This window comes from Silvimonas sp. JCM 19000, assembly GCF_054652575.1.
Genome location: NZ_BAAIHC010000021.1, coordinates 1 through 22,631, shown reverse-complemented (window position 1 = coordinate 22,631; position 22,631 = coordinate 1). Strand labels below are relative to the sequence as shown.

Genomic DNA, 22,631 nt, shown 5'->3' with positions numbered 1-22,631 from the left:
CGCTGGCGCGGCCCGACTGCGCCAGCGCGTACTTTGCGATGACATCGGCCGCCGTCCACGCGCGGCCGGGGAAGGAGAATAGGGCGATGGATCAACAGCAAAAGCTGCTGTTTCTGAAGCCGGACGCAGACAGCGCCACGCCGCTGTACCTGCAACTGAGCCACAAACTGGCGGCCGCTATCCATGCGGGCTTCTGGAAAGCCGACGACCCGTTGCCGTCCGAGCGTACTTTCTGTGAGGTGCTGGGCGTTTCGCGCGTTACCGCGCGCAAATCGCTCGACCTGTTGTACGAACAAGGCATGATCGTGCGCCGTCAGGGCGCGGGCACGTTTATCACGCCCAAGCTCGAACAATCGCTGTCGCGCCTGACCAACTTGTCTGAGATGTTGAAACAAAGAGGTTTTACGCCAGGCAGCAGGTGGTTACGTCGCGAGGTGGGCCCGGCCACGGCAGAAGAGCTGATGCGGCTGAATCTGGCGCCTAACGCCAAGGTTTCGCGCTTGCTGCGGGTGCGCACGGCGAACGAAGTGGTCATGGCGGTCGAAGAAACTGCGCTGCCGCATCACCTGGTGAACGATCCGCACAAAATTGGCGATTCGCTTTATGAGTACATGCAGAACGCCAAGTTGAGTGTTGTGCGCGCGATACAGAATATCGCTGCCGTGAACGCGAATTCCCGAATCGCAGACCTCGCTGGAATTCCCGAAGGGCATGCGATGTTGCATTTGGTGCGCGTGGGTTATCTGGAAAATGGCCTGCCGGTTGAGCTGACGCACTCATGGTTTCGCAGCGATTACTACGACTTTGTGGTCGAGTTGCATAGATAAACGTAATCATTTCAAACGCTTTTCTTCAGTCGCCGTTGGTCTGTTCGTAGTAGCCGTTCGCACTCGGGCTGTACTCGACTACATATGCCAAATGGATGAGCACGCACTTGCCGGATAGTGGTGCGCGGCTGGCCTGAATCTGGGGCGATGGAAGTGTTTCACCGTATTGATATTTTGTTGTAATCTGCCTGAGCCTCGAAAACGAGGTGGCAAGGTCCGGCGATAGCGGGGCGTTGAAACAAGACATAAGCCCGCCGATAACGAGCGGGTAGCAGAGGATGGATGGATCAGGTCTGCGACCTTTATAAAACAACGCAGCCGATGCATCCGCGGAATCGAACGACGATCTATTGAACCCGACGCCCTATGCGTCCGGTTACGTCTGGGCCCGGCACGTCTGTAGTTTGTGGATGAGCTTCTCGCTGTATGTTTTTGTTTTCGCTGTGTTATTCCTTCCTGAGCCGCAAGTGGCGCCCTGTACGGGTGACCCGACAAAACCGGAACACAGAGGAAACGCGAGATGAAGCTCAACAAGATCATGCTGGCCGTTGCGGCCGCCTCCTGCGCAATGGCATCGCTCCCGGCTGCGGCCGCCGACAAGACCAAAATCGAATTCTGGTCTAACAGTCTGTCCCCCAAGTTTGACGCGGTCATGAAAGAGCTGACTGCCAAATTCAATAGCTCACAAAACGACATCGAAGCCGTTTGGGTTGATGTCGACTGGGATGCTTTCCAGCCGCGCTTTGTGGCCGCCGTCGCCGGTGGCACCGCGCCGTCGCTGGTTAATCTGCCCGTGCCCTGGGCTGCTGAATATGCGCAAAAAGGTCTGATCGAGCCACTCGATAGCAAGATCGCCGGCTTTAAAAACACCTACGCCGATGGCGCCATCAAAGACGTGACCTACGGCGGCAAAATCTACGGCCTGCCCTGGTACAACTCGGTGTCGATCATTGCCTATAACAAGGCGCTGTTTGATAAAGCGGGCCTGAAAGACGCACCCAAAACGCTGGACCAATTGTTCAGCGATTCCAAAGCATTGAAAGATAAAGCCGGTGTGGCTGGCTTTGCCCCCAAGCTGCAAGAATTTTCCAGCTGGTTTATGTATGAAGGCCTGCCCGTCATCAAAGACGGCAAGGCGGTCTTTAACAGCCCGGCGCACGTCAAATTTGTTGAGCGTTTTGCCCAGGCTTATAAAGACGGTTCAATTCCGAAAGACGTTTTCAAGATGGAATTCGAGCAAGAAATTGCCGCTTATGATTCGGGCAAGATTGCGATGATGACCACCGCGCCGCAAGCACTCAAGCGCACGCAAACCGACGCCAAAACCATCTACGCCCAGACCGTGACCGCGCCGTTCCCGGTATCCAAAGGCAATACGCCGTTTGGTGGCTATCTGTTCTTCTGGTCTGTGCCCAAAGGCACCAAAAACGTCGACGCGGCCGTCAAGCTGGGCCAGTTTTTGACCAACGATGAAAACCAGCTGCGCTTTTCCAAAGCCACTGAAACCACGTTCCCGTCCACGCGTAAATCCGTCACTGATGCGTATTTCCAGGCAGGCGCCAATTCGGCAGATCCGATTGAGCATGGTCGCGCTGTGGCTGCCAAAGCCATTGTTAACGCACGCACTTTGACGGTTACCGGTTTGCCGGACGAAGCGTCGATGAACAAGAAACTGCAGGATGAATTGCAGTCAGCGATTGAAGGGCGCAAGTCGGCTAAAGACGCGCTGGATGCCGCCGTCGCCTACTGGAATCAGAAGCTGTCTGCAACAAAATAATAGGTATTAGCCGCAATTGACAGCGGCATACAAAGATGGATTTTGCTGTGGGAATTTTCTGATACACTGCCGCAGCAAAACAGAAAATCCGCATGATCTGGTGAGATACGCCGGGTTCAATGTGGTGTACCGCGAGGAACAGGAAATCCTGGCGTATTTGTCGATAACTCCAAGAGGAAGACAAGATGAAGCTCAATAAGATGTTGACCGTTGGCGCCGTTGTATTCGGTTTCGCAGCCCTGCATGCCCAGGCTGATACCGAACTCGAATTCTGGACCATGAACCTGGCTCCGAAATTCAACGACTATTTCAACAAGGCTGTGACCGATTTCAACAAAGCCAACCCGGGCCTGACCGCCAAGTGGGTTGACATGAACTGGGATCAGATCGAACCGAAACTGATCGCTTCGATCGCTGCTGGCAGCCCGCCGGCGCTGGTTAACTTCAACGTGCCTTGGGTCCATGCCCACGCACAAGCCGGCGACATTCTGCCGATCGACCAGTACCTGGGCGCAGCCAAAGGCGCGTACTCGGTAGGCGCGCTCAAAGACGTGACCGTCAACGGCAAGGTCTATGCCTTCCCGTGGTACAACTCCGTTTCGATCATCGCTTACAACAAAGACATCCTGGCCAAGGCTGGCGTGAAGACCGCTCCGGCTTCGTTCGACCAGTTTGTGGCTGACGGCAAGCAGATCACCGCCAAGACCGGCGTACCGGCTTATGCGCCGAAGCTGGGTAACTTTGTGGGCTGGTTCTACTACGCTGGCCTGCCGGTCATCGAAGGCAACAAGGCTGTGTTCAATTCGCCGAAACACGTAGCTTTCGTGCAGAAGTTTGCTGATCTGTACAAAGCTGGCGTAATGCCGAAAGACGTGTTCAAGGTTGAGTTCGAGCAAGAAATCGCTGCTTACAACTCCGGCAAGATCGCCATGATGACGACCGCGCCGCAAGCCCTCAAGCGCACCGAAACCGATGCCAAGGCTGTATACGCCAAGACTGGCGTGGCTGCTTTCCCGACTGATGCCGGCAAGATGGCATTCGGCGCATGGCTGATGGACTTCGTGGTACCGAAAGGCACCAAGGATCCGGCCGCTGCCGCCAAGCTGGGTCTGTTCCTGACCGGCGATGCACAGCAAGTTGCTTTCTCGAAGGCAACCGAAACCACCTTCCCGTCGACCAAGAAGGGCAACCTGGACCCGTACTTCCAGTCGGGCGCCAAGTCGGCTGATCCGGTTGAGCAAGGCCGTGCTGTTGCTGCCAAGTCGATGGACAAGGCTGTAACGCTGACCATCCCGCCGGGCGTGCTGCCGGACGAAGCTGCAATGACCAAGAAACTGCAAGACGAAATCCAGGACGCGATCGAAGGCCGCAAGCCGGTCAAGGCCGCACTGGACGAAGCCGTTGCCGCATGGAACGAAAAGCTGGTCAAGTAATTTGATTTAAGCCAGACCCGGTGCGGAACACGCAGCAAATGCGGTTCCGCACCGATCTTTGCAATATAAAAATAAAGCTACAGTCGAGTTAAGCCGTGAAGAATACCCGCAGTTACGCCGCTATTGCCTATTTGTTCCTGGCCCCGGCTTTGATCCTGATGGGCGTATTTACATTCTGGCCAGTAGGCTTTAATACGTATCTCGCTTTCCAGGATTATTCCATTGCCGATGGCACCGCCACCTGGAATAACTTTGCGCATTTCAAATACATATTCCATGAAGAATTATTCTGGAATGCCCTCAAGAATTCGCTGCTGTATTTGCTGATCGTGCCGGTCATTCAGCTGGGCGCATTGGTATTGGCCAAGCTGGTCAATAACAAATTGCCGGGCATGACGTTTTTCCGCGCCACGTTTTATATCCCGGTGATTACTTCGATTTCGATTGCCGGTGTGGTCTGGATTTACGTTTACAAATACGACGGCATGCTCACCTGGTTGCTGACCAGCCTGGGTCTGTTGCATGACCAGATCGACTGGTTGGGCGAACCCAAAATTGCGCTGTACATGATGATGATCTTTACCTTCTGGAAAGGTATTGGTTATTACATGGTGCTGTATCTTGCCGGCCTGCAAGCCATTCCCAGCGAAGTGGAAGAAGCCGCCGTGCTCGATGGCGCCAATGCCTGGCAGCGGTTCTGGAAGATCACCGTGCCGATGGTCAAACCGACCATCCTGTTGTGCACGCTGCTGTCGACCATCGCCGCAATCAAGGTCATGCAAGAACCGATCGTGCTGACCAAGGGTGGCAAGGGCGACACGTATACCGCGCTGTTCTACGTATACGACCAGGCGTTCCGCAACTTCAATTTTGGCCGGGCTGCGGCCGCAGGTTTGGTAATCACCTTCTTCTGCGTGCTTCTCGCCATCATCCAGTTCCGCTTCTTTGGCGAAAAGAAATAAGGCAGGGGTAAATATATTATGGCCATGGGTAGAAATTCGCGGCGGATCATGGGTTTGACCGGGCATTACGCCGGTCTGATCGCATTCGCCATCTTTACCGCCTTCCCCTTGTGGTGGGCGGCCTCGGTCGGTTTATCGACCAATCCCGAAAACATGTACACGTTTCCACGTTCGTTCTGGCCCACGGAGCCAGGCTTGCTGTGGTTCGCCAAAGTGTTTACGGACATGCCGTTCCTCACTTACCTGAAAAACTCCACCATCATGGCCATCATGACCGTGATCGGCGTGGTGATCGTGTCGGTGCTGGCGGGTTATCCGTTAGCGCGGCTCAAGTTTGTGGGTAGCAAAACCATCTTCGTGATCATCATCCTGACCATGATGTTGCCGTCCGAAGTCGCGATGATTCCTAACTTCATCACGATGAAGCACCTGCATCTGATCAACGAATATCTGGGCGCCACCGTTATCAACTTCTCGGCGGCCTTCGGTATTTTCCTGATGAAGCAAGCGTTCGAGATGGTGCCGCAAGACTTGATCGACGCCGCGCGTGTGGATGGCGCCACCGAGATGCAGATTCTGTGGCGCATCATGGTGCCGGTCTCGGCGCCGTCGATTGCCGCACTGGGCATTTTTACGCTGGTTAACGCGTGGAATGATTATCTGTGGCCCTCCATTATTCTCACCAGCCGTGAGAAACTGCCGCTGGCCGTAGGCGTCTTCAATGATCTGACCGGCCCGTTCGCTACGTCAGACAGCATGGTGATGGCTGCCATCGTGATGACGGTGATCCCCGTACTGGTGTTCTTCGCCTTTACCCAACGCTACTTTGTCAGCGGCATGGATGGCGCGGTCAAATAAGACCGGCACACCACAGATACGCTTCAGAACCATCAAGAATTTTAGGGAATCGAGTAAATGGCATCGGTTACGCTCAAGGGCATTAAAAAGAGTTACACCAAAGACGTTACGGTCATCAAAGGCGTCGATCTGCAAATCAAGGACGGCGAATTCGTCGTATTTGTCGGCCCGTCGGGCTGCGGTAAATCCACGCTGCTGCGCATGATCGCCGGCCTGGAAGACATCACCGAAGGCGAATTGATGATAGGCGACGCGGTCGCCAACGATGTGCACGCGTCCAAACGCGGCATCGCCATGGTGTTCCAGAGCTACGCGCTGTATCCGCATATGAGCGTGTACGACAATATGGCGTTCTCGCTGAAACTGGCGGGCGCGGACAAAGCGGAAATCGACAAGCGCGTGCAACGTGCCGCCGAGATTCTGCAAATTACCCATCTGCTGGAACGCAAACCCAAAGCCCTGTCGGGCGGCCAACGCCAACGTGTGGCCATCGGCCGCGCCATCGTGCGTGAGCCGCAAGTGTTCTTGTTTGACGAACCGCTGTCCAACCTGGATGCATCGCTGCGTCTGAATATGCGCGTCGAGTTGTCCAAGCTGCACGCCGATCTCAAAACCACCATGATCTACGTGACGCACGATCAGGTTGAAGCCATGACCCTGGCCGACCGTATCGTGGTGTTTAACGCTGGCGTGGTGCAGCAAGTGGGTTCGCCGCTGGAAATGTACGAGAACCCGGCCAACCTGTTTGTGGCTGGCTTCCTCGGCTCGCCCAAGATGAATCTGCTGGAAGCGCAACTGGTAGGCGTCGAAAACGGCCTGGCCGTGGTGCGTCTGCCCAAGGGCATCACCGTGCGCGCCGCCGTCGACGCTTCGCGTGCAACGGCGGGCTCCAAGGTAACGCTGGGCGTACGTCCGGAACATATCCAGCTGGCCACCGAAGGCGATGTCGGCATCCCGGCACGCGTTGATCTGGTCGAGCATCTGGGCGATATCGTATTGGCCTATGTGGAAATCCCGGGCGTTAACGACATCCTGTCGGTCAAGCTGCCGGGCCACTACACCAGCCTTAAACGCGGCGACGCGGTGCGCCTGGTGTTTCCGGAAAGCAATGCGCTGGTGTTTGATGAAGCTGGTCTGGCGTTCAAGCGCACCGTTTGATTTGCTGCCGCTTGCGTCATGCAGAAAGCCCCGCAGTTGCGGGGCTTTCTGTTTTGGGCCCGCCACTGGCGGCCTAATGCTGTACTTGCACCATGTGTTCCGGCACATGCTTGTATTTGAAACCAAGTGCAAACACGATCGCCAGCAGCAAGGCATAGCCGGCAAAGATCAGCCAGATGCTGTGCCAGTCGCGCACGCCGCTCACGGTGTAATGATCGACGATGGCGCCGCTGGCCCTGGCGCCGACAAAGGCGCCCAGCCCGTTAACGATGGTCATGAACAAGCCTTGGGCACTGGCGCGTATGGTCGGGCTGACTTCTTTCTCGATATAGATCGAGCCCGAGATGTTAAAGAAATCGAAGGCGCAGCCGTACACCACCATCGACAGCAACAACCACACCATGCCCAGTGGTGAGGGGTTGCCGATGGCAAAGAAGCCAAAGCGCAAAGCCCACGCCAGCATGCTGACCACCATCACCGTCTTGATGCCAAAGCGCCGCAGCATGTAGGGAATGGCCATGATGAAAAAGATTTCGGAAATCTGCGACATCGACAGCAGCATGGACGGGTATTGCACCACCACGCTATCGGCGTACTGCGGCTGGTTGGCAAAGTCGTGCAGGAAGGGATTGCCAAAGGTATTGGTCACCTGCAGCACTACGCCCAGCAGCATGGCAAACAAAAAGAACAACGCCATTTGCGGTCGCTTGAACAATACAAACGCATCCAGCCCAAAGCGGCTGGCCAGGCTTTGATTGGCGCCGCGTTCGGCGGTGGGCACCGTGGGCAAGGTCAGCGCATAAGCCGCCAGCAATAACGAGGCGCCACCGGCGATATAAAGCTGCACATTGCTCAGCTCAAAATGCAGCAAGCTGATCGCCCACATCGCCACGATAAAGCCGGCGGTGCCAAACACACGAATGCGTGGAAAATTCGCCACCGTATCCAGCCCGGCCTTGCCGAGGCAGAAGTAGGTGATGGTGTTGGACAGTGCCATGGTGGGCATGAACATCATCATATTGATCAGCATCACCCAGAACATCACGCTCGGCTGCTGAACCTGTGCGGCATAAAACAGCGCCAGGCCGCTGATGGTATGGCATAGCGCGTACAGCCGGTTGGCGGGCACCCATTTGTCCGCCACGATGCCCAGCAGGCCCGGCATGATGATGGCGGCCAGGCCTTTGGTGCTGTAAACCTCGCCCACTTGCATGCCGGTAAAACCGAGGGTGCGGATCATATAGGCGCCAAACGTGACCACCCAGGCGCCCCAGATAAAGTACTGCAGAAACGAAAGAACTTTGAGCCGGTTTTTCATGATGATTTTCCGTTTTTGCGCGCAGGCAGGCCGGCGAGAGTAATGCCCGCCAGAATGGCGGCCACGCCGCCCAGCTGCAGCGCGCTGATGGGGAGTTTCAGAACCAGGACGGAGAGCAATATCGTGATGGGCAGTTGCATGGCACTAAGTACTGAGGCCAGGCCGGTGCTGATCAGCGGGGCACCCAGCGAAAACATCAGCACGCTGAACACCGAGCCAAAGAAGGCAAGGAACAAGCCATAAGTACTGAGCACCTGCCACAGGCTGCCGGCATGCAACAAAAAGGTGGGCGGCACGATCAGCGCCGCGAACAGGGCGCCGCCGCTCACCATCAACGCTGCACGCAGCATGGGGTCAAGTTGCAGGCCGATGCGGCCGCTGGCAAAAATCCGCAGGGTGTTGGATAGCGCAGCCGCCAGTCCGAGCGCGGTGCCGGTCCAGTTAAGTCCATCCAGTCCCAGCACCGGCAAGTTCACCGCCAGTGCGCTTCCGACCAGGATGATCGCCACCGCCAGCAAGCGCGCCAGCGACGGCCATTGCCGCCGCAACACGCCGTCCAGCACGATGCCCATCCAGGTAAATTGCAGGAACAGCACCACGGCCAGCGCGGGCGACACAAACTGCAGCGTCGCGTAATACAGCAAGGTGGTTGCGCCCGTCGTAATCCCTGCCAGCAAGGTCGGCAGCGCCGTGCGCAAAGTTGGCGCGCGCCAGCAGCGGCGCCGCGCCCCTACCACCAGCCAGAGCAACAGCGCCCCCACCACTAACTGGCTGCCGATCACATCGTTCAGGTTCAGGCCCGCCCGATATGCCAGCGCCACCACGGTGGATAACACGCCATAGCTACAAGCCCCCAGAAACACCAGAATGCCACCCTTCATACGTCATCCGTCCTGTTGTGCCCGATGGCGCTTAGAAGTTGTATTTGACGGTGGCGATGTAGCCATCGGTAAGGCCGGGCTGGCCCAGCGTGTTCCAGGCGTAGCGGTACTGAATGCCGGTCGACCATGCTGGCGCGGCTGCAGGCAACCACCACAGCGCCAGCGTGCCGTTGAGGCTCTCTCGATCAGCGCCGCGCGGCACATAGCTGGTTTTGCGGGCGAAGTCGTATTCGTTCCAGTTGGTGACGCGCCAGTTCTGGCCCAGCAGGTTAAATTTCTTGCCCGCAGACCAGCCCAGTTGATAGCCATTCCAGCCGGCAAATTCAACCCGGGCCGCGCTCACGCTTTTATTGGTGTAAAGCGCGCCGATAAAGGGGGCAAACCAGGCGTCGGCGATAAAGAAGTTGGTGCTGAAACCGGTCACCAGGTTGACCTCATGAAAGCCCTTGGCCACACCCGGCTTGGCCTGGATAAACAAAGCCGGGCCCTTGCTGCCGTCTTTGCTCAGGTAATAACGAAACTGGCCTTTGGCGAAAAACGAGTATTTGTCGGAATCGTTATTAAAATGCTCAAAATCGACGAAGCCATATAATTCGCCCCAATCGTAATTGCTGGCGCCTTCTAATTCGATATAGGCGTTGTTGGCGCGTTTGGCCTTGTTGTGATTCCAGTCCAGATAATTCAGGCTCACATCGCCAAACCCGCTTTTATATTCAGCCTGCGCTGCAGCCGCGGCCCATAGCATTGCACCTGCGATGATCAGATAACGCATATTGACTCCCACATGGTTGGTTTTTTTGTTTGCGGCGCTGAGATTCAATCAAACAGTGGGGATATGAATGCGCTGAGCGCGCTTGCCTGTATCGGGCTTATCTATCGCTATTAGCGATGCTGAATGCTAATGTCGGATTTATAGCGGGTCCAATACTGGAATAGGCTCTATTTAATAACGGGTGCGAATAGATCAATGCCGGGATTTTTGTGGAATAAGAAATTTCGCATAAATTTTTGCAAGAAGGCTGTCTGGCGCTGACGGGGCAGGAAGAGCGAATGCGGCTTTTATAAGTTAGCCGTTAACTTGTAAAGAATGATTGGATGGCGCTTATCCACGCACCGGAGCAATAGATAGACCGCAACATGGCACAAAATGGCCGGATGAAGTTCGCCATGCCCGCAGGTGCCTGGGCAAAAAAAACCCGGCTAATGCCGGGTTTCTTGATCTGCCATCGTGCCAACCTTAGCGCACGCGTTCCGCCACATAGCGCTTTAACACTTCGGCATCCGCTTCCATTACATCAAAGCGTTGCGGCAGTTGTTCCAGATCGGCCAGGCCAGCGGGTGGCACGGGTTTCTGGCCCAGCGCTTCGAGCATGGTGGCTTCGAACTTGGCGGGCAGGGCGGTTTCCATGATGACGACCTTAACGCCCGCCTCGCGATGTGCCTTGGCGGCGTGGTAGCCGTCGGCGGTGTGCGGGTCGACTTGCACGCCGTATTTGCTGAACACTTCGCGGATATTGGCGATGCGATCGGCGTGCGTGCTTTTCTCGGAGCGGAAACCGAATTCGTCGCGCAGGCGGGCGAAATCGGCGGCTGCCAGATCAAAGCCTTTTTCTTTTTCCACCGTATGCCACAGCGCCGCCAGTTTGGCCCCGTCGCGGCCGGTCAGGTCAAACACAAAGCGTTCCAGGTTGGAGGCCTTGGAGATATCCATCGACGGGCTGGAGGTCTCGTAAGTCAGTTCCAGGGCGCGTGGATGGTAGCCGCCGGTTTTGAAGAACTCGTCCAGCACGTCGTTTTCGTTGGTGGCCACAATCAGGCGGCGGATTGGCAGACCCATCTGACGCGCGACGTGGGCGGCGCAGATATTGCCGAAGTTGCCCGAGGGCACGCAGAAATCGACTGGCTCGCCCACTTGTCCGGCCACCGCAAAATAGCCTTTGAAGTAGTAGACCACCTGCGCCACGATGCGGCCCCAGTTGATGCTGTTGACCGCGCCTATCTTGTACTGGCGTTTGAAATCAGCGTCGTTGTTGAGCGCTTTGACCATGTCCTGGCAGGCGTCGAACATCGATTTGACCGAGATATTGAAGATGTTTTCGTCTTGCAGCGAAAACATCTGTGCGCGCTGGAAGGCGCTCATTTTGCCAAAGGGCGACAGCATAAAGACGTTGACGCCTTTCTTGCCGCGCATGGCGTATTCGGCCGCACTGCCGGTGTCACCGCTGGTGGCGCCGACAATATTGATTTGCTCGCCCTGACGCGTCAGCACGTATTCAAACAGATTGCCCAGCAACTGCATGGCCATGTCTTTGAAGGCCAGCGTCGGGCCGTTGGACAATTGCTGGATAAACAGATCGTCTTCGAGTCGGGTAACCGGCGTGATGTCGGCGTTGCCGAACGCGGCCACGGTGTAGGTCTTGTCGATCAAGGTCTTGAGATCGGCAGGCGGGATGTCGTCGACAAAGCGGCTGATCACGGCAAAAGCCAGGTCGGTATAGCTCAGACCGGCCAAGGCGTTCAGTTCATCGGCGCTCAGGCGCGGATAGGCGTCGGGCACCACCAGACCGCCATCAGGGGCCAGGCCGCCCAACAGGATTTCAGAAAAACGCTTGGGCGGCATGCCGCCGCGAGTAGAGATGTAATGCATGGCTATGTAGTTTTCCAGATCAATCGGGCGCGGTGAGCTCGTAGTGTTCTACCTTCGGAAACGGATGGTAGAAACCGTGCAGCAGCGCCTTCCATTGTTGATACTGCGGCGAGCCACGAAAACCTTCGGTGTGGTCTTGCAGCGTTTGCCATCTGACCAGCAAAACATAGTGATCCGGGCGTTCCAGGCAATGTTGCAGCTCGTGGCTGATATAGCCGGGCATGCCCGCGATGATGTTTTGCGCCTGACCAAAAGCCGCTTCAAAAGCGGCGCGCTGGCCAGGACGGATATCCAGATGGGCCACTTCCAGAATCATTGCGCGGTGGCCGTATCGATTTGCTGGCCGAGGCAGCTGAAACCCGCCGCTGCGGCGCGGGCTTCCAGCACGCGCTTCAGGCCATCGTCATCGAGTTGCGCATCCGCGCCAGAGATCAGCGCATTGATGCGCTTGTCATCCTTGAGCTTGCTGCCAACGCAGCCGCAAAACGCATTGCGATCCAGCTCGATCTGCAGCTTGGCCAGCACGTCGGCCGCACCGGCAGGCAGTTCTTTTTTCTTGCATTGCGCCACCGCCTGGCCGCGCAGCAACTGGATATTCACCGCCCGTACGCTGGTGTTTTCGGCGTAGGCAGGGGCGGTGAGCGCAAGACTGAGCAGCGTCAGCAGCAGCGGCTTAACCATGCAGATGTTCCAGCCGCAGCTTGACCACGTGGCCGGTAATGCTGTCCAGCGCTTCGATGCGCGCCAACGCTTCATTGACGCGGCGTTCCACGGCCAGGTGGGTCAGGATGATGATGTCGGCCCGGCCATCCACCTGTTCGGCAGCGGGCTTTTGCAGCATGGAATCGACCGAGATATTGGCCTCGGCCAGGATGCGCGTCACATCGGCCAGCACGCCCGGTTTGTCATTGGCGTCCATGCGCAGGTAGTAGCAGGTTTCCACATCGTCGATCGGCAGGATAGGCAGATTGGCGATGGCGCTAGGCTGGAAGGCCAAATGCGGCACGCGGTTTTCCGGGTCGGCGGTGGCCAGACGGGTCACGTCGACCAGATCGGCGATGACGGCCGAAGCGGTCGGCTCAGCGCCCGCGCCGGGGCCGTAATACAGCGTGGCGCCAACGGCGTCGCCTTTGACCAGCACGGCGTTCATCACGCCGTCGACATTGGCGATCAGCCGTTTGCTCGGGATCAGGGTCGGTGCGACGCGCAGTTCAATGCCGTTTTCGCGGCGGCGCGTGACGCCGAGTAATTTGATGCGATAGCCGAGTTCGGATGCATATTTGATATCAAGCGCATCCAGCTTGCTGATGCCTTCCAGATACGCTTTCTCGAATTGCACCGGAATGCCGAAGGCAATCGCGCTCATGATGGTCAGCTTGTGCGCGGCATCATGGCCTTCGATATCGAAGGTCGGATCGGCTTCGGCATAACCCAGCCGTTGCGCGTCGGCCAGCGCGGCGGCAAAGCTCATGCCCTTGTCGCGCATTTCGGTCAGGATAAAGTTGCTGGTGCCGTTGATAATGCCGGCGATCCATTCGATGCGGTTGGCAGTCAGGCCTTCGCGCAAGGCCTTGATCACCGGAATACCACCGGCCACGGCGGCTTCAAACGACACCATCACGCCTTTTTCTTGCGCGCGGGCGAAGATTTCATTGCCGTACTCGGCAATCAGCTTTTTGTTGGCGGTGACCACATGCTTGCCGTTTTCGATGGCGCGCAAGACCAGATCCTTGGCGATGGTGGTGCCACCGATCAGTTCCACCACGATGTCGACATCGGGATGGTCCGCCACGGTCATCACATCGGCCACTACTTCGATATCCGGGCCACAAACGGTGCGTGCACGTTCGAGGTCACGGCTAGCCGCAATCTTGATCACAATAGGCCGGCCAGCGCGGCGGGCAATTTCTTCCGCGTTGCGTTTGAGCACGGCGGCCGTGCCACCGCCGACGGTGCCCACACCGCACAGACCCACATGAATCGCTTTCATTTCAGCGCCTTTTTAAAGTTGTACGAGGCGATATGCATCCCCTCGCGAAAATAGAATTTATGCGCCAATGCGCGCTGCACGCCGGAATCCAGGGCCAGCACGTCGCAGCCCTGCGTATTGGCTCGCGCTTCAAGCCAATCCAGCAGCATTTTGCCCACGCCTTTTGAGCGCTGGGCAGCATCGGTAACCAGGTCATCGACATACAGCCGACGCCCTTCGTAGGTATTTTCAATAATCCGCCACAAGGCCAGCCCGAGCACTTTGTCGTCTTTGACCACCGCAATCAGACGGCCGCCATTGGCGGCAATCTGCGCCAATCGCCCGGCATAGTCTGCGGGCAGATTGGGGCGCAATTGCACATGCACGGCTTCGGCTTGCGCCAGCCAGCGCGGTTGCACAATGCGTGCGGTGTCGTCGATCAGCTCGAGCACTTGCATCAGTCGTTTCCGTAACGCTTGCGATAGTTGCCCAGAAAGCGTTCGATGCGATCGAGCGCATCGCCCAGGTCGTCCATATTCGGCAAGAAGGTGATGCGGAAATGATCGGGATGCGGCCAGTTAAAGCCGGTGCCTTGCACCAGCAGTACTTTTTCTTCTTGCAGCAGTTCCAGAATCAGTTGCTGGTCGTCCTTGACCGGGTACATGGCCGGATCGAGCCGCGGAAACATATACAGCGCCGCCTTGGGCTTGGCGCACGTCACGCCGGGGATGGCATTCAGGCGCTCATAGGCCAGTTCGCGCTGCTTGTGCAGACGGCCGCCCGGCCGCACCAGATCGCCAATGCTTTGATAGCCCCCCAGCGCGGTCTGGATGGCGTATTGCGACGGCACGTTGGAGCACAGCCGCATGGTGGCCAGGATGTTCAGACCTTCGATGTAGTCTTTGGCGATTTTCTTGTTGCCCGACACCACCATCCAGCCCGCGCGATAACCGCAGGCGCGATAGTTTTTGGACAAGCCGTTGAAGGTGACAAACAGCACGTCATCGGCCAGCGAAGCAATCGAGGTATGCGTGGCGCCGTCATACAGCACCTTGTCGTAAATCTCGTCGGCGTAAATGATCAGCTTGTTCTGGCGTGCAATCTCAACGATTTCGCGCAGCAGATCGTCGGGGTAGAGCGCACCGGTGGGGTTGTTGGGGTTGATCACCACGATGGCGCGGGTGCGCGGGGTGATCTTGGCACGGATGTCGTCCAGCGATGGCAGCCAATCGTTAGACGCATCGCACAGATAATGGCGCGGTGTGCCGCCGGCCAGGCTGACGGCGGCGGTCCAGAGCGGATAGTCCGGCATCGGCACCAGCACTTCGTCGCCATTGTTGAGCAAGCCTTGCATGCTCATCACGATCAGTTCGGATGCGCCGTTGCCGATATAGATATCGTCCACGGTGACATCGGCAATCTTCTTTTCCTGCGTGTAATGCATGATGGCTTTACGCGCCGGAAACAAACCCTTGCTGTCTACATAGCCGGCCGCCGCAGGCAGATTGCGGATGACGTCCTGTACAACTTCTTCTGGCGCATCAAAGCCAAACGAGGCGAGGTTGCCGATATTGAGCTTGATGATGCGATAGCCATCTTCTTCCATCTGCCGCGCTTTTTCTGGCACGGGGCCACGGATTTCGTAGCAGACGTTTAACAGCTTGTTCGACTTGAGAATGGCATCCATGGGCTGATCGGTATTAAGACAGGGGAACCGCCTATTCTAGCGAAGAAGATGCTGCGTTGCAGGGTGGTGACAGCAATTGGTGCGCGATTTATTTATTTCGTAGTTTTCAAGGTGTTACATGGCCCGCCCGTGGTGCGGGGGGCGGGCCGTCAGGATTACTGCATCGTAATGTCGGCGTTGATTTGTTTGACGCGATTGCGCAGCGCCACGGTGTACATCAACTCATCCGCACCGTGATAGTTGGCATCAGGCACAAAATACACCGCCACCCCCTCCACCGCGCGGCCGACGCAGGCGTCGCCTTCGCCAATGACGTATTGCTCGTAATGCAGCTCAACCTTGCCGTGCATGGGCGCGCCGCGCACGGTCACTTCGGGCACTGGGCGGGCGCGGCAGTGGTTGTCCCACATGGCATGCGTGCCCAACCGCACAGTCTGGCCGTTGCTGGTGCTGCGATTGATGGCGCTGATGATGACCGGCAGTTCTGTATTGATGGGCGCTTGCGGCACCAGCGGCGCATTGCTGGCCACCATATTGGCGGTGGCGGCGGCTTGCGGGGCCGGCGCGTTTGCCGCTACCGGAACGGCAGGTGCGACGGTTGCGGCAGGGGCCGTGGCGGCTACGGGTTTGGCTGGCGCGCTGCTGGTGGCCACCATTTGTGCTTTATCGACTGGAATGTCACTGAACACACCCATGGTAACGACCAGTGCGTTCGGATAGTCATAAGCCGAACCGTTGGCACTATCCACTGCCACGCCGATGATCCCGCCCGCCAGGATATTGCCGAATACCGCCGCTTGCGTGCTGGAATGCGCGGCGATCGAACCCTTGTCCTGGTCCTTGCTGCACACCACATGCAGATCGCCATAGGCGCGATGCACTTCCACCATGCCGGGGGTATCGACTTCCCACTGGCCTTTGTCATTGCTCAGTACACAATGCGCGCCGGTAATGCCGGTGTCGTTTTTGCGCGCCTGGATTCCCACGGTCTGATGCGTGCCTTTTACGATTGAAGCACAGCCCGTCATCTGCAAACTGGCGGCAGCCGCCAGCGCGAGCAGCAATAGCCGCCCGTATCTCGTCCCTTTACTCATACATCACGCCCCGGAATTGATTTTTGATTTATTGGATTTGTTTGTTTTGTGCGTCAGCCAACGTAGTGGTTTTGTATAAAAGCGTGTCGGCGTGTCGGATTCTACTTACATCAATTGCAACCAACAGCACGCCTGGCAAATAAACAACACCATGTAGCGCTGTCAGCTTGCTGCAGCAAAAACCATAAGCGCGGAGGGGGCGAAGGCGGCGGGCGGCCAGGTTAGAATGTCGCCACTTTGCCTGGCGTATATCTCTGGAACCGCATCATGAAACTGCACCATACCAACGTCGATCATCTCAACCAGTTCACGTCGTATGGCGATGGCTTCGTCAAGGTTAATCAACAGCAATACGAGGGCAGCCTGATTGTGGGCGCCAATGAAATCCGCGAATGGGCACCGGCCTCGTTTGCCGAGTTGGCGCCTGAGCATTTCAGCCAGATTCTTGAATTGAAGCCCGAAGTCGTGCTGCTGGGCACCGGCAAAACCATCCAGTTTCCGCATCCGCGCCTGTACGCTGCGCTCAGCGCCGCGCATATCGGCGTGGACGTGATGGACATCGGCGCGCTGTGCCGCACGTTTAATATCCTGACCGCCGAAGACCGCAAGGTGATCGCGCTGGTGCTGGCGCGCTAGGTTACCCGCGAAGGTGGAATCGGCCGCCGCATAGGGTGGGTCAAGACCCACCACTCAAAGTGGCATGCCAAAAACACCGTCCGTGGAAATAACTTTGTCTGGTGGGTCGAGACCCACCCTATGAGGGGCGGGAGGGTTACGGTTGGCGCGCCAGGGTGCGCCCCAGGCGGCGTTCCAGCAGGCGTTGCACCTGCTCAAAAATCAAACTCAGGCACCAGTAAATCGCCGCAGCGGCCACGTACAGCGGAAACGGCTGAAACGTGGTCGAGATGACTTCCTTGGTGGCCAGCATCAGTTCGGTCACCGCAATCACCGACACCAGCGACGTGTCTTTAATCAAACTGATCAAGCTGTTGGACAAGCTCGGCACCGCCAGCCGTAGCGCCTGCGGCCACACGATGTAATGCAGCGTTTGCCAACGCCCCATGCCCTGGCTGAAAGCGGCTTCCCACTGCCCGCGATCCACACCGTTGATGGCACCGCGCATGGTTTCGGACACATAAGCGCCCGTGTTCAAGCTCAAGGCCAGAATGCCCGCCGTAATCGGCTCAAACTGGATGCCGATGGCGGGCAGACCGTAATAGATGATGAAGATCTGCACCAGCAACGGCGTGCCGCGCATTGCGCTCACATACAAGGCGGCGGGCCATTGCAGCGCCTTGACGCCCGACAGCCGCAGCACCGCCAGCAGCGCCCCCACCAGCAAGCCGCCCACCATCGCGCCCACCGCAAACAGCAGCGTGTAGCCGGTGCCTTTGAGCAGATACGGCCAGGCGGATTGCAACAGCGCGAGTGTATTCATGGCGAGTTCCAGCAAGCAAAACCCCCTGCCGGGCAGGGGGTTCTGAGGATCAGAGTGCCGCCATTATAAGCGGCCTCGATCTTGATGTTGATGGGCGATATTTATTGTGCTGCCACCGGCTTGCTCACATCACGGCCAAACCACTTGGTCGAGATCTTGGTGTATGTGCCGTCCGCCTTGATGTCCGCCAGCGCCTTGTTCAACGCGGCCTTGAATTTGGGGTTGTTCTTTACAAACGGAATGCCGTTCAGCGACGGCTCGCCCACGCCCGCACCGGCCTTCAGCGGCAGATTGGTTTTGTGGATCAGGTAGGGAATCATCAGCGTGTCGTTCAGCGCCGCGTCGATGCGGCTCAGTGCCAGGTCTTGCAGATATTCCTGTTCGCCCGGATAGGTTTTGACGTCGATGCCGTTTACGGCTTTCAGCATCTCGGCAAAGTTGGTGCCCTGGCCCACGCCCACTTTTTTGCCTTTCAGATCATCCAGCGTCTTGAAGTTGCGGCTGTCATCCTTGCGCACCACCAACTGCGCTTGCGACAACACGTACGGGTCGCTGAAATCAAACGATTCCTGGCGCTTGGCGGTAATGCCCACCTGGTTGACGATCACGTCGTATTTGCCCGCGCTCAGGCCGGCCAGAATGCCGCTCCACTCGGTGGTGGTGAACTCGGCTTTGACGCCGAGTTTTTGTGCCAGCGCTTGCGCAATCTCGACATCAAAACCGGTCAGCTGGCCGTTGTCTTTGTAGTTGAACGGCGGATAAGTGCCCTCGACGGCCACCCGCAGCGTGCCGCGTTGCTTCACGCTATCAAGCAAATCGGCGGCCATGGCCGAGGCGGCGGTGATGCCCAACAGGGCGGCGATCAGGACTTTACGCACTAGCATAGGTTTTCCAGTTATAAGTGTTTGTAAAAATCAATGACCCAAGAATAAAGGCGCGAACGCCAGACGGTCAAATGCGGTTTCTACTTATAAAAACCAGGATAAATCTGGCGGCGGGCTGTTCTACATTAGACCGACCGGCTTGAACTCAAGCCCTGATTGCGCCATCTTTGCCGCATTGCGCGCAAGCGCCCCCAGCCGGACATATCCCCATGACTACGCCATTACGTATTGATTTTGTCTCTGATGTTTCATGCCCGTGGTGCGCCATCGGCCTGAATGGTTTGCAGCAGGCGCTGCGCAATCTGCAAGGCGATGTGCAGGCTGAACTGCATTTCCAGCCGTTTGAGCTCAACCCGCAAATGGCGCCGGAAGGCGAAGACGTCCTGGAACATCTGGCACGCAAATATGGCAGCACGCCGGAGCAGGCCGCAGGCAATCAGGAAGCGATTCGTGCGCGCGGCGCCGCTGTGGGCTTTACCTTCAATATGGGCGAACGCCGCCGCATCTATAACACCTTTGATGCGCATCGCTTGCTGTACTGGGCGGAGCAGGAAGGCCGCCAGGCTGAGCTGAAGCATGCCTTGTTCAAGGCCTATTTCACCGACGGCAAAGACCCCAGCGACCACGCTGTGCTGACTGCCCTGGTGGCGGAGGTTGGCCTGGATGCCGCGCGCGCGGCGCAAATTCTGGGCAGTGATGAATTTGCCGAGGACGTGCGCCATCAGGAACAGTTTTTCTTGCGCAACGGCATTAACTCGGTGCCCGCCGTCATTATTAACCAGCGTCATCTGATCCAGGGCGGCCAGCCACCCGAGGTATTTGAGCAAGCACTACGCCAGATCGCGGCGCAAGCCTGACAAGTATTTGCGCCAGACAAGCTTACGCTTATGACATGCGGGTAGTGTAAACTTCGGTCGATACAACTTATAAGGTAAGGCGCGCGTGGAAAAGCTGGAACGCTTGCCCAGTGGAGTCAAAGGGCTCGATGCCTTGTTCAAGGGCGGCATGGTCGCGGGTTCGTCCTATATCGTGCAGGGCCGCCCCGGATCGGGCAAAACCATCCTGGCCAACCAGGTGGCGTTTAATCACGTACGCCAGGGCGGTCGCGCCTTGTTTGCCACTTTGCTGGCCGAATCCCACGAGCGCCTGTTTCAGTTTCTGTCGACCATGAGCTTTTTTGACCCCAGCGCCATCGGGGCCGAAATCCAGTACGTCAGCGCCTTTGATACCCTTGCCAATGATGGGCTGGACGATGTGGTGCGCCTGCTGCGCCGCGAAATCATTCGGCAGAAAGCCACGTTGCTGGTGGTGGACGGTTTGCTGAATGCGCGCTCCAAGGCCGAAACCCCCATCGACACCAAAAAATTCATCGCCGAACTGCAAGGCCACGCCGCCTTTGCCGGTTGCACCGTGATGTTTTTGACCAGTGCCATGCTGCAAGACAGCAGCCCCGAGCACACCATGGTCGATGGCGTGATCGAACTGGGCGAAGAGTTGTATGGCTCGCGCTCCATTCGCCGCCTGCAATTGCGCAAAACGCGCGGTAGCGGCGCGATTTCCGGTCTGCATGAATTTGAAATCACCGACCACGGTCTGGTGGTGTATCCGCGGCTCGAAGCCCTGCTGTCGAGCCCGTCCATGCCCGATATTCCCGATCTGACTCGCGTGCATTCCGGTATCGATAGCCTGGATCGCCTGATCGAAGGCGGCATTCCGCGCTCATCGGTCACCTTGATCATGGGCCCGTCCGGCATCGGCAAAACCACGCTGGGGCTGAGTTTTCTGGCGCAATGTACGCCGGAAGAACCGGGCCTGCATTTCGGCTTTTACGAAACGCCCGCGCGCTTGCAAGTCAAAGCCCGGTCGCTGGGCATTGATCTGCAAAGCCGGCTGGACAGTGGCGCGCTGCATATCCAGTGGCAACCGACCACCGAGACCCTGATTGACGTATTGGGCTATCGCTTGCTGGATGCCGTCGAGAAAACCGGCGCCCGCCGGGTGTTTATTGACAGCCTTAGTGGCATGGCGCGCGCGGCCAGTAATAGCGGCCGCATAGTCGAATTCTTTAGCGCGTTGATGAATGAGCTGCGCTCGCGTGACGTGACCGTGTACGCCAGCTGGGAAATGCGCGATATGTTCGGCTCTGAAATCAAAGCGCCCGCGCCCGAATTGTCGAGCATCGTCGACAACCTGTTCTTGATGCGCTTTGTCGAATTGCGCGCAGAACTGAAGCGCGCGCTGTCGGTGCTTAAAATGCGCGACAGTCTGTATGACACCTCCTTGCTGGAAGTCCTGCTCAGCCAGCGCGGTATCGAGCTGGCCAGCACCTTTGGCGGCGCCACCACCGTGCTTTCGGGCTCGGCCACTCCGTTGTCGGCCGGGTAGGGCCGTCACGTGCAGCCGGGAGCGCCCTTATGACCACCATTCTGGTTGTGGACGATGAGTTTCTCATCGCAGACATCCTCGGCATGGCGCTGGAGGACGAAGGCTATATGGTGGTGTTTGCCAGCAACGGTAAACGCGCGCTGGAAGTCCTGGCGCGGGAGCGTGCTGGTCTGGTGATCACGGATTTCATGATGCCGATCATGAATGGCATGGAACTGGCGCAGCACATCAAAAGCCGACCCGAGACCGCCAGCCTGCCCATCATCTTGATGAGCGGGGCGCAGGCGCATATTGCCAACCGGCATCCGGAATTGTTCGACGCCGTCTACGACAAGCCCTTTGATATCGACGTGCTGATTGCCCGCGTGGCTGAACTGGTCGGCCACCCCTCGGCCGATTAAACCGGTGCTGCTGGCCCGGCCGTGCCACGGTTTGCGCGCGATACAATTGCTCTGCCATTTGCCGTAGCCCTGCCGCCTACAGCGTTGCGGGCACCTTTCTGACTGTTGTCTCAGCCCGACCCGCGTACGGTGCTTGTGAATGCGCGCTCGCGCACTGATCCCACAACAGGTACGGAGACTCTCATGCAACGCAAAGCATCGGCAGAATGGAAGGGCGGTTTCAAAGACGGTAAAGGCACCATCTCAACCGGCAGTGGCGTGCTCAATAGCGCCCCGTACGGGTTTCATGCCCGCTTTGAAGACGGCCCGGGCACCAATCCGGAAGAACTGATCGGTGCCGCGCATGCCGGATGTTTTTCGATGGCCTTGTCGGTTGCGCTGGGTCAGGCCGGTTTGACTGCCGAGAAGATCGCCACCAACGCCACCGTCACCTTTGGGCCGCAAGGCGACGGCTTTGCCATCACCGACGTGCACCTCGATCTGGTCGCCAAAATCCCCGGTGCCACCGATGAGCAATTCCAGCAGATCGCCGCCGGCGCCAAAGCCAATTGCCCGGTCAGCAAAGTGCTGAACGCCAATATCACGCTCACGGCCAAGCTCGAAGCGTAACGGGATGGGGTGGGTTGTATCCCACCCATACCAACTACCCGGCGCGATGAATCCGTTCTTCGGCTACCAAACGCTTTCGCATACGGTGGGACTCGGCGTCCCCGTCAGACCCACCAGCCAAAGTGGTATGCCAAGCTCGGTGCCCGTAGTTATGGCTTTGCTTGGTGGGTCATGACCCACCCTATGCATCAAGCGGCGACGCGCGCGACGCGCTACATGCGGCGCAAGATGTCGAGAAACTCCACGCCGCTGTGGCTCACTTCCTCGCCCTTGCGCGTGGCTAAACCAAACGCGTTCGCATAC

Annotated in this window: 23 protein-coding genes; 11 read left to right on the top strand and 12 right to left on the bottom strand. The window is 57.7% G+C overall.

Translation table 11 applies throughout. The features are described from left to right. Positions 1-86 precede the first annotated feature (86 nt). The 6 genes from ACYQ1A_RS16770 (at position 87) to ACYQ1A_RS16745 (ending at position 7,015) form a co-directional block, all read left to right on the top strand. Positions 87-827: a GntR family transcriptional regulator gene (locus ACYQ1A_RS16770; RefSeq protein WP_062220713.1), complete on the top strand. Its 741-nt coding sequence runs from the start codon at positions 87-89 to the stop codon at positions 825-827. Positions 828-1,347: 520 nt separating this feature from the next. Continuing rightward, entirely contained in the window at positions 1,348-2,604 is a 1,257-nt protein-coding gene (locus ACYQ1A_RS16765; RefSeq protein WP_499363764.1) for an ABC transporter substrate-binding protein, read from the top strand. A gap of 185 nt (positions 2,605-2,789) precedes the next feature. Continuing rightward, entirely contained in the window at positions 2,790-4,037 is a 1,248-nt protein-coding gene (locus tag ACYQ1A_RS16760; RefSeq protein ID WP_499363763.1) for an ABC transporter substrate-binding protein, read from the top strand. Between the two features lie 95 nt (positions 4,038-4,132). After that, complete coding sequence (locus tag ACYQ1A_RS16755) at positions 4,133-4,999, top strand: carbohydrate ABC transporter permease (protein ID WP_499363761.1); 867 nt, start codon at positions 4,133-4,135, stop codon at positions 4,997-4,999. Between the two features lie 48 nt (positions 5,000-5,047). Then, positions 5,048-5,857, top strand: coding sequence for a carbohydrate ABC transporter permease (locus tag ACYQ1A_RS16750; protein WP_499363759.1), 810 nt, complete (start codon positions 5,048-5,050; stop codon positions 5,855-5,857). Between the two features lie 57 nt (positions 5,858-5,914). Further along, positions 5,915-7,015, top strand: coding sequence for an ABC transporter ATP-binding protein (locus ACYQ1A_RS16745; protein WP_499363758.1), 1,101 nt, complete (start codon positions 5,915-5,917; stop codon positions 7,013-7,015). A gap of 73 nt (positions 7,016-7,088) precedes the next feature. Here the strand turns inward: ACYQ1A_RS16745 and ACYQ1A_RS16740 are convergent, their stop codons facing one another. The 10 genes from ACYQ1A_RS16740 to ACYQ1A_RS16695 all read right to left on the bottom strand — a co-directional run bounded on the left by ACYQ1A_RS16740 (position 7,089) and on the right by ACYQ1A_RS16695 (position 16,611). Continuing rightward, positions 7,089-8,333 (bottom strand): nucleoside permease, encoded by a 1,245-nt coding sequence (locus tag ACYQ1A_RS16740; protein ID WP_499363756.1) that lies wholly within the window; start codon positions 8,331-8,333, stop codon positions 7,089-7,091. Continuing rightward, a complete protein-coding gene (locus ACYQ1A_RS16735) occupies positions 8,330-9,214 on the bottom strand; it encodes an EamA family transporter (protein WP_499363755.1) in 885 nt (294 codons plus the stop codon). The genes ACYQ1A_RS16740 and ACYQ1A_RS16735 overlap by 4 nt, the downstream gene beginning before the upstream one ends. A gap of 31 nt (positions 9,215-9,245) precedes the next feature. Beyond that, on the bottom strand, positions 9,246-9,986 hold the full coding sequence (locus tag ACYQ1A_RS16730) for an outer membrane protein OmpK (RefSeq protein WP_499363754.1): 741 nt from the start codon (positions 9,984-9,986) through the stop codon (positions 9,246-9,248). Positions 9,987-10,451: 465 nt separating this feature from the next. Further along, positions 10,452-11,861 (bottom strand): threonine synthase, encoded by a 1,410-nt coding sequence (gene thrC / locus ACYQ1A_RS16725; protein ID WP_499363752.1) that lies wholly within the window; start codon positions 11,859-11,861, stop codon positions 10,452-10,454. Between the two features lie 19 nt (positions 11,862-11,880). Continuing rightward, a complete protein-coding gene (locus ACYQ1A_RS16720; RefSeq protein ID WP_062220735.1) occupies positions 11,881-12,177 on the bottom strand; it encodes an antibiotic biosynthesis monooxygenase family protein in 297 nt (98 codons plus the stop codon). Beyond that, positions 12,174-12,542 (bottom strand): hypothetical protein, encoded by a 369-nt coding sequence (locus tag ACYQ1A_RS16715; RefSeq protein WP_499363750.1) that lies wholly within the window; start codon positions 12,540-12,542, stop codon positions 12,174-12,176. The genes ACYQ1A_RS16720 and ACYQ1A_RS16715 overlap by 4 nt, the downstream gene beginning before the upstream one ends. After that, positions 12,535-13,851 (bottom strand): homoserine dehydrogenase, encoded by a 1,317-nt coding sequence (locus ACYQ1A_RS16710; protein WP_499363749.1) that lies wholly within the window; start codon positions 13,849-13,851, stop codon positions 12,535-12,537. The genes ACYQ1A_RS16715 and ACYQ1A_RS16710 overlap by 8 nt, the downstream gene beginning before the upstream one ends. Then, entirely contained in the window at positions 13,848-14,288 is a 441-nt protein-coding gene (locus tag ACYQ1A_RS16705) for a GNAT family N-acetyltransferase (protein ID WP_499363748.1), read from the bottom strand. The genes ACYQ1A_RS16710 and ACYQ1A_RS16705 overlap by 4 nt, the downstream gene beginning before the upstream one ends. After that, the gene (locus ACYQ1A_RS16700; protein ID WP_499363747.1) at positions 14,288-15,517 is read right to left on the bottom strand and encodes a pyridoxal phosphate-dependent aminotransferase; all 1,230 of its coding nucleotides are present in this window, start codon (positions 15,515-15,517) and stop codon (positions 14,288-14,290) included. The genes ACYQ1A_RS16705 and ACYQ1A_RS16700 overlap by 1 nt, the downstream gene beginning before the upstream one ends. A gap of 155 nt (positions 15,518-15,672) precedes the next feature. Beyond that, positions 15,673-16,611 (bottom strand): hypothetical protein, encoded by a 939-nt coding sequence (locus tag ACYQ1A_RS16695; RefSeq protein WP_499363745.1) that lies wholly within the window; start codon positions 16,609-16,611, stop codon positions 15,673-15,675. Positions 16,612-16,878: 267 nt separating this feature from the next. On the opposite strand from ACYQ1A_RS16695, the gene ACYQ1A_RS16690 reads away from it, so the two are divergent. After that, positions 16,879-17,247: an Mth938-like domain-containing protein gene (locus ACYQ1A_RS16690; protein ID WP_062224775.1), complete on the top strand. Its 369-nt coding sequence runs from the start codon at positions 16,879-16,881 to the stop codon at positions 17,245-17,247. Between the two features lie 136 nt (positions 17,248-17,383). Here ACYQ1A_RS16690 and ACYQ1A_RS16685 read toward each other — a convergent pair whose 3' ends face one another. After that, complete coding sequence (locus tag ACYQ1A_RS16685; protein WP_499363744.1) at positions 17,384-18,049, bottom strand: amino acid ABC transporter permease; 666 nt, start codon at positions 18,047-18,049, stop codon at positions 17,384-17,386. 101 nt (positions 18,050-18,150) lie between these two features. Beyond that, a complete protein-coding gene (locus tag ACYQ1A_RS16680; RefSeq protein WP_499363742.1) occupies positions 18,151-18,933 on the bottom strand; it encodes a transporter substrate-binding domain-containing protein in 783 nt (260 codons plus the stop codon). Between the two features lie 209 nt (positions 18,934-19,142). On the opposite strand from ACYQ1A_RS16680, the gene ACYQ1A_RS16675 reads away from it, so the two are divergent. From ACYQ1A_RS16675 to ACYQ1A_RS16660, 4 genes are all read left to right on the top strand, one after another. After that, positions 19,143-19,790 (top strand): DsbA family oxidoreductase, encoded by a 648-nt coding sequence (locus ACYQ1A_RS16675; protein ID WP_499363741.1) that lies wholly within the window; start codon positions 19,143-19,145, stop codon positions 19,788-19,790. Between the two features lie 85 nt (positions 19,791-19,875). Next, a complete protein-coding gene (locus tag ACYQ1A_RS16670; RefSeq protein WP_499363739.1) occupies positions 19,876-21,318 on the top strand; it encodes an ATPase domain-containing protein in 1,443 nt (480 codons plus the stop codon). A 29-nt stretch (positions 21,319-21,347) separates the two neighbouring features. Beyond that, complete coding sequence (locus ACYQ1A_RS16665) at positions 21,348-21,719, top strand: response regulator (protein WP_062224776.1); 372 nt, start codon at positions 21,348-21,350, stop codon at positions 21,717-21,719. A 183-nt stretch (positions 21,720-21,902) separates the two neighbouring features. Next, positions 21,903-22,328 carry an OsmC family protein gene (locus tag ACYQ1A_RS16660; protein WP_062224777.1) on the top strand — a complete coding sequence of 142 codons (426 nt, stop codon included), beginning with the start codon at positions 21,903-21,905 and terminating at the stop codon, positions 22,326-22,328. Positions 22,329-22,631: the final 303 nt, after the last annotated feature.

Excerpts from the sequence above, each read along its gene's own strand:
- ACYQ1A_RS16760 (WP_499363763.1), top strand. The coding sequence starts at position 2,790 with ATGAAGCTCAATAAGATGTTGACCGTTGGCGCCGTTGTATTCGGTTTC.
- ACYQ1A_RS16700 (WP_499363747.1), bottom strand. The coding sequence starts at position 15,517 with ATGGATGCCATTCTCAAGTCGAACAAGCTGTTAAACGTCTGCTACGAA.
- ACYQ1A_RS16720 (WP_062220735.1), bottom strand. The coding sequence starts at position 12,177 with ATGATTCTGGAAGTGGCCCATCTGGATATCCGTCCTGGCCAGCGCGCC.
- ACYQ1A_RS16730 (WP_499363754.1), bottom strand. The coding sequence starts at position 9,986 with ATGCGTTATCTGATCATCGCAGGTGCAATGCTATGGGCCGCGGCTGCA.
- ACYQ1A_RS16685 (WP_499363744.1), bottom strand. The coding sequence starts at position 18,049 with ATGAATACACTCGCGCTGTTGCAATCCGCCTGGCCGTATCTGCTCAAA.
- ACYQ1A_RS16665 (WP_062224776.1), top strand. The coding sequence starts at position 21,348 with ATGACCACCATTCTGGTTGTGGACGATGAGTTTCTCATCGCAGACATC.
- ACYQ1A_RS16770 (WP_062220713.1), top strand. The coding sequence starts at position 87 with ATGGATCAACAGCAAAAGCTGCTGTTTCTGAAGCCGGACGCAGACAGC.
- ACYQ1A_RS16715 (WP_499363750.1), bottom strand. The coding sequence starts at position 12,542 with ATGGTTAAGCCGCTGCTGCTGACGCTGCTCAGTCTTGCGCTCACCGCC.
- thrC (WP_499363752.1), bottom strand. The coding sequence starts at position 11,861 with ATGCATTACATCTCTACTCGCGGCGGCATGCCGCCCAAGCGTTTTTCT.
- ACYQ1A_RS16740 (WP_499363756.1), bottom strand. The coding sequence starts at position 8,333 with ATGAAAAACCGGCTCAAAGTTCTTTCGTTTCTGCAGTACTTTATCTGG.
- ACYQ1A_RS16675 (WP_499363741.1), top strand. The coding sequence starts at position 19,143 with ATGACTACGCCATTACGTATTGATTTTGTCTCTGATGTTTCATGCCCG.
- ACYQ1A_RS16745 (WP_499363758.1), top strand. The coding sequence starts at position 5,915 with ATGGCATCGGTTACGCTCAAGGGCATTAAAAAGAGTTACACCAAAGAC.
- ACYQ1A_RS16710 (WP_499363749.1), bottom strand. The coding sequence starts at position 13,851 with ATGAAAGCGATTCATGTGGGTCTGTGCGGTGTGGGCACCGTCGGCGGT.
- ACYQ1A_RS16695 (WP_499363745.1), bottom strand. The coding sequence starts at position 16,611 with ATGAGTAAAGGGACGAGATACGGGCGGCTATTGCTGCTCGCGCTGGCG.
- ACYQ1A_RS16765 (WP_499363764.1), top strand. The coding sequence starts at position 1,348 with ATGAAGCTCAACAAGATCATGCTGGCCGTTGCGGCCGCCTCCTGCGCA.
- ACYQ1A_RS16680 (WP_499363742.1), bottom strand. The coding sequence starts at position 18,933 with ATGCTAGTGCGTAAAGTCCTGATCGCCGCCCTGTTGGGCATCACCGCC.
- ACYQ1A_RS16750 (WP_499363759.1), top strand. The coding sequence starts at position 5,048 with ATGGGTTTGACCGGGCATTACGCCGGTCTGATCGCATTCGCCATCTTT.
- ACYQ1A_RS16690 (WP_062224775.1), top strand. The coding sequence starts at position 16,879 with ATGAAACTGCACCATACCAACGTCGATCATCTCAACCAGTTCACGTCG.
- ACYQ1A_RS16735 (WP_499363755.1), bottom strand. The coding sequence starts at position 9,214 with ATGAAGGGTGGCATTCTGGTGTTTCTGGGGGCTTGTAGCTATGGCGTG.
- ACYQ1A_RS16705 (WP_499363748.1), bottom strand. The coding sequence starts at position 14,288 with ATGCAAGTGCTCGAGCTGATCGACGACACCGCACGCATTGTGCAACCG.
- ACYQ1A_RS16660 (WP_062224777.1), top strand. The coding sequence starts at position 21,903 with ATGCAACGCAAAGCATCGGCAGAATGGAAGGGCGGTTTCAAAGACGGT.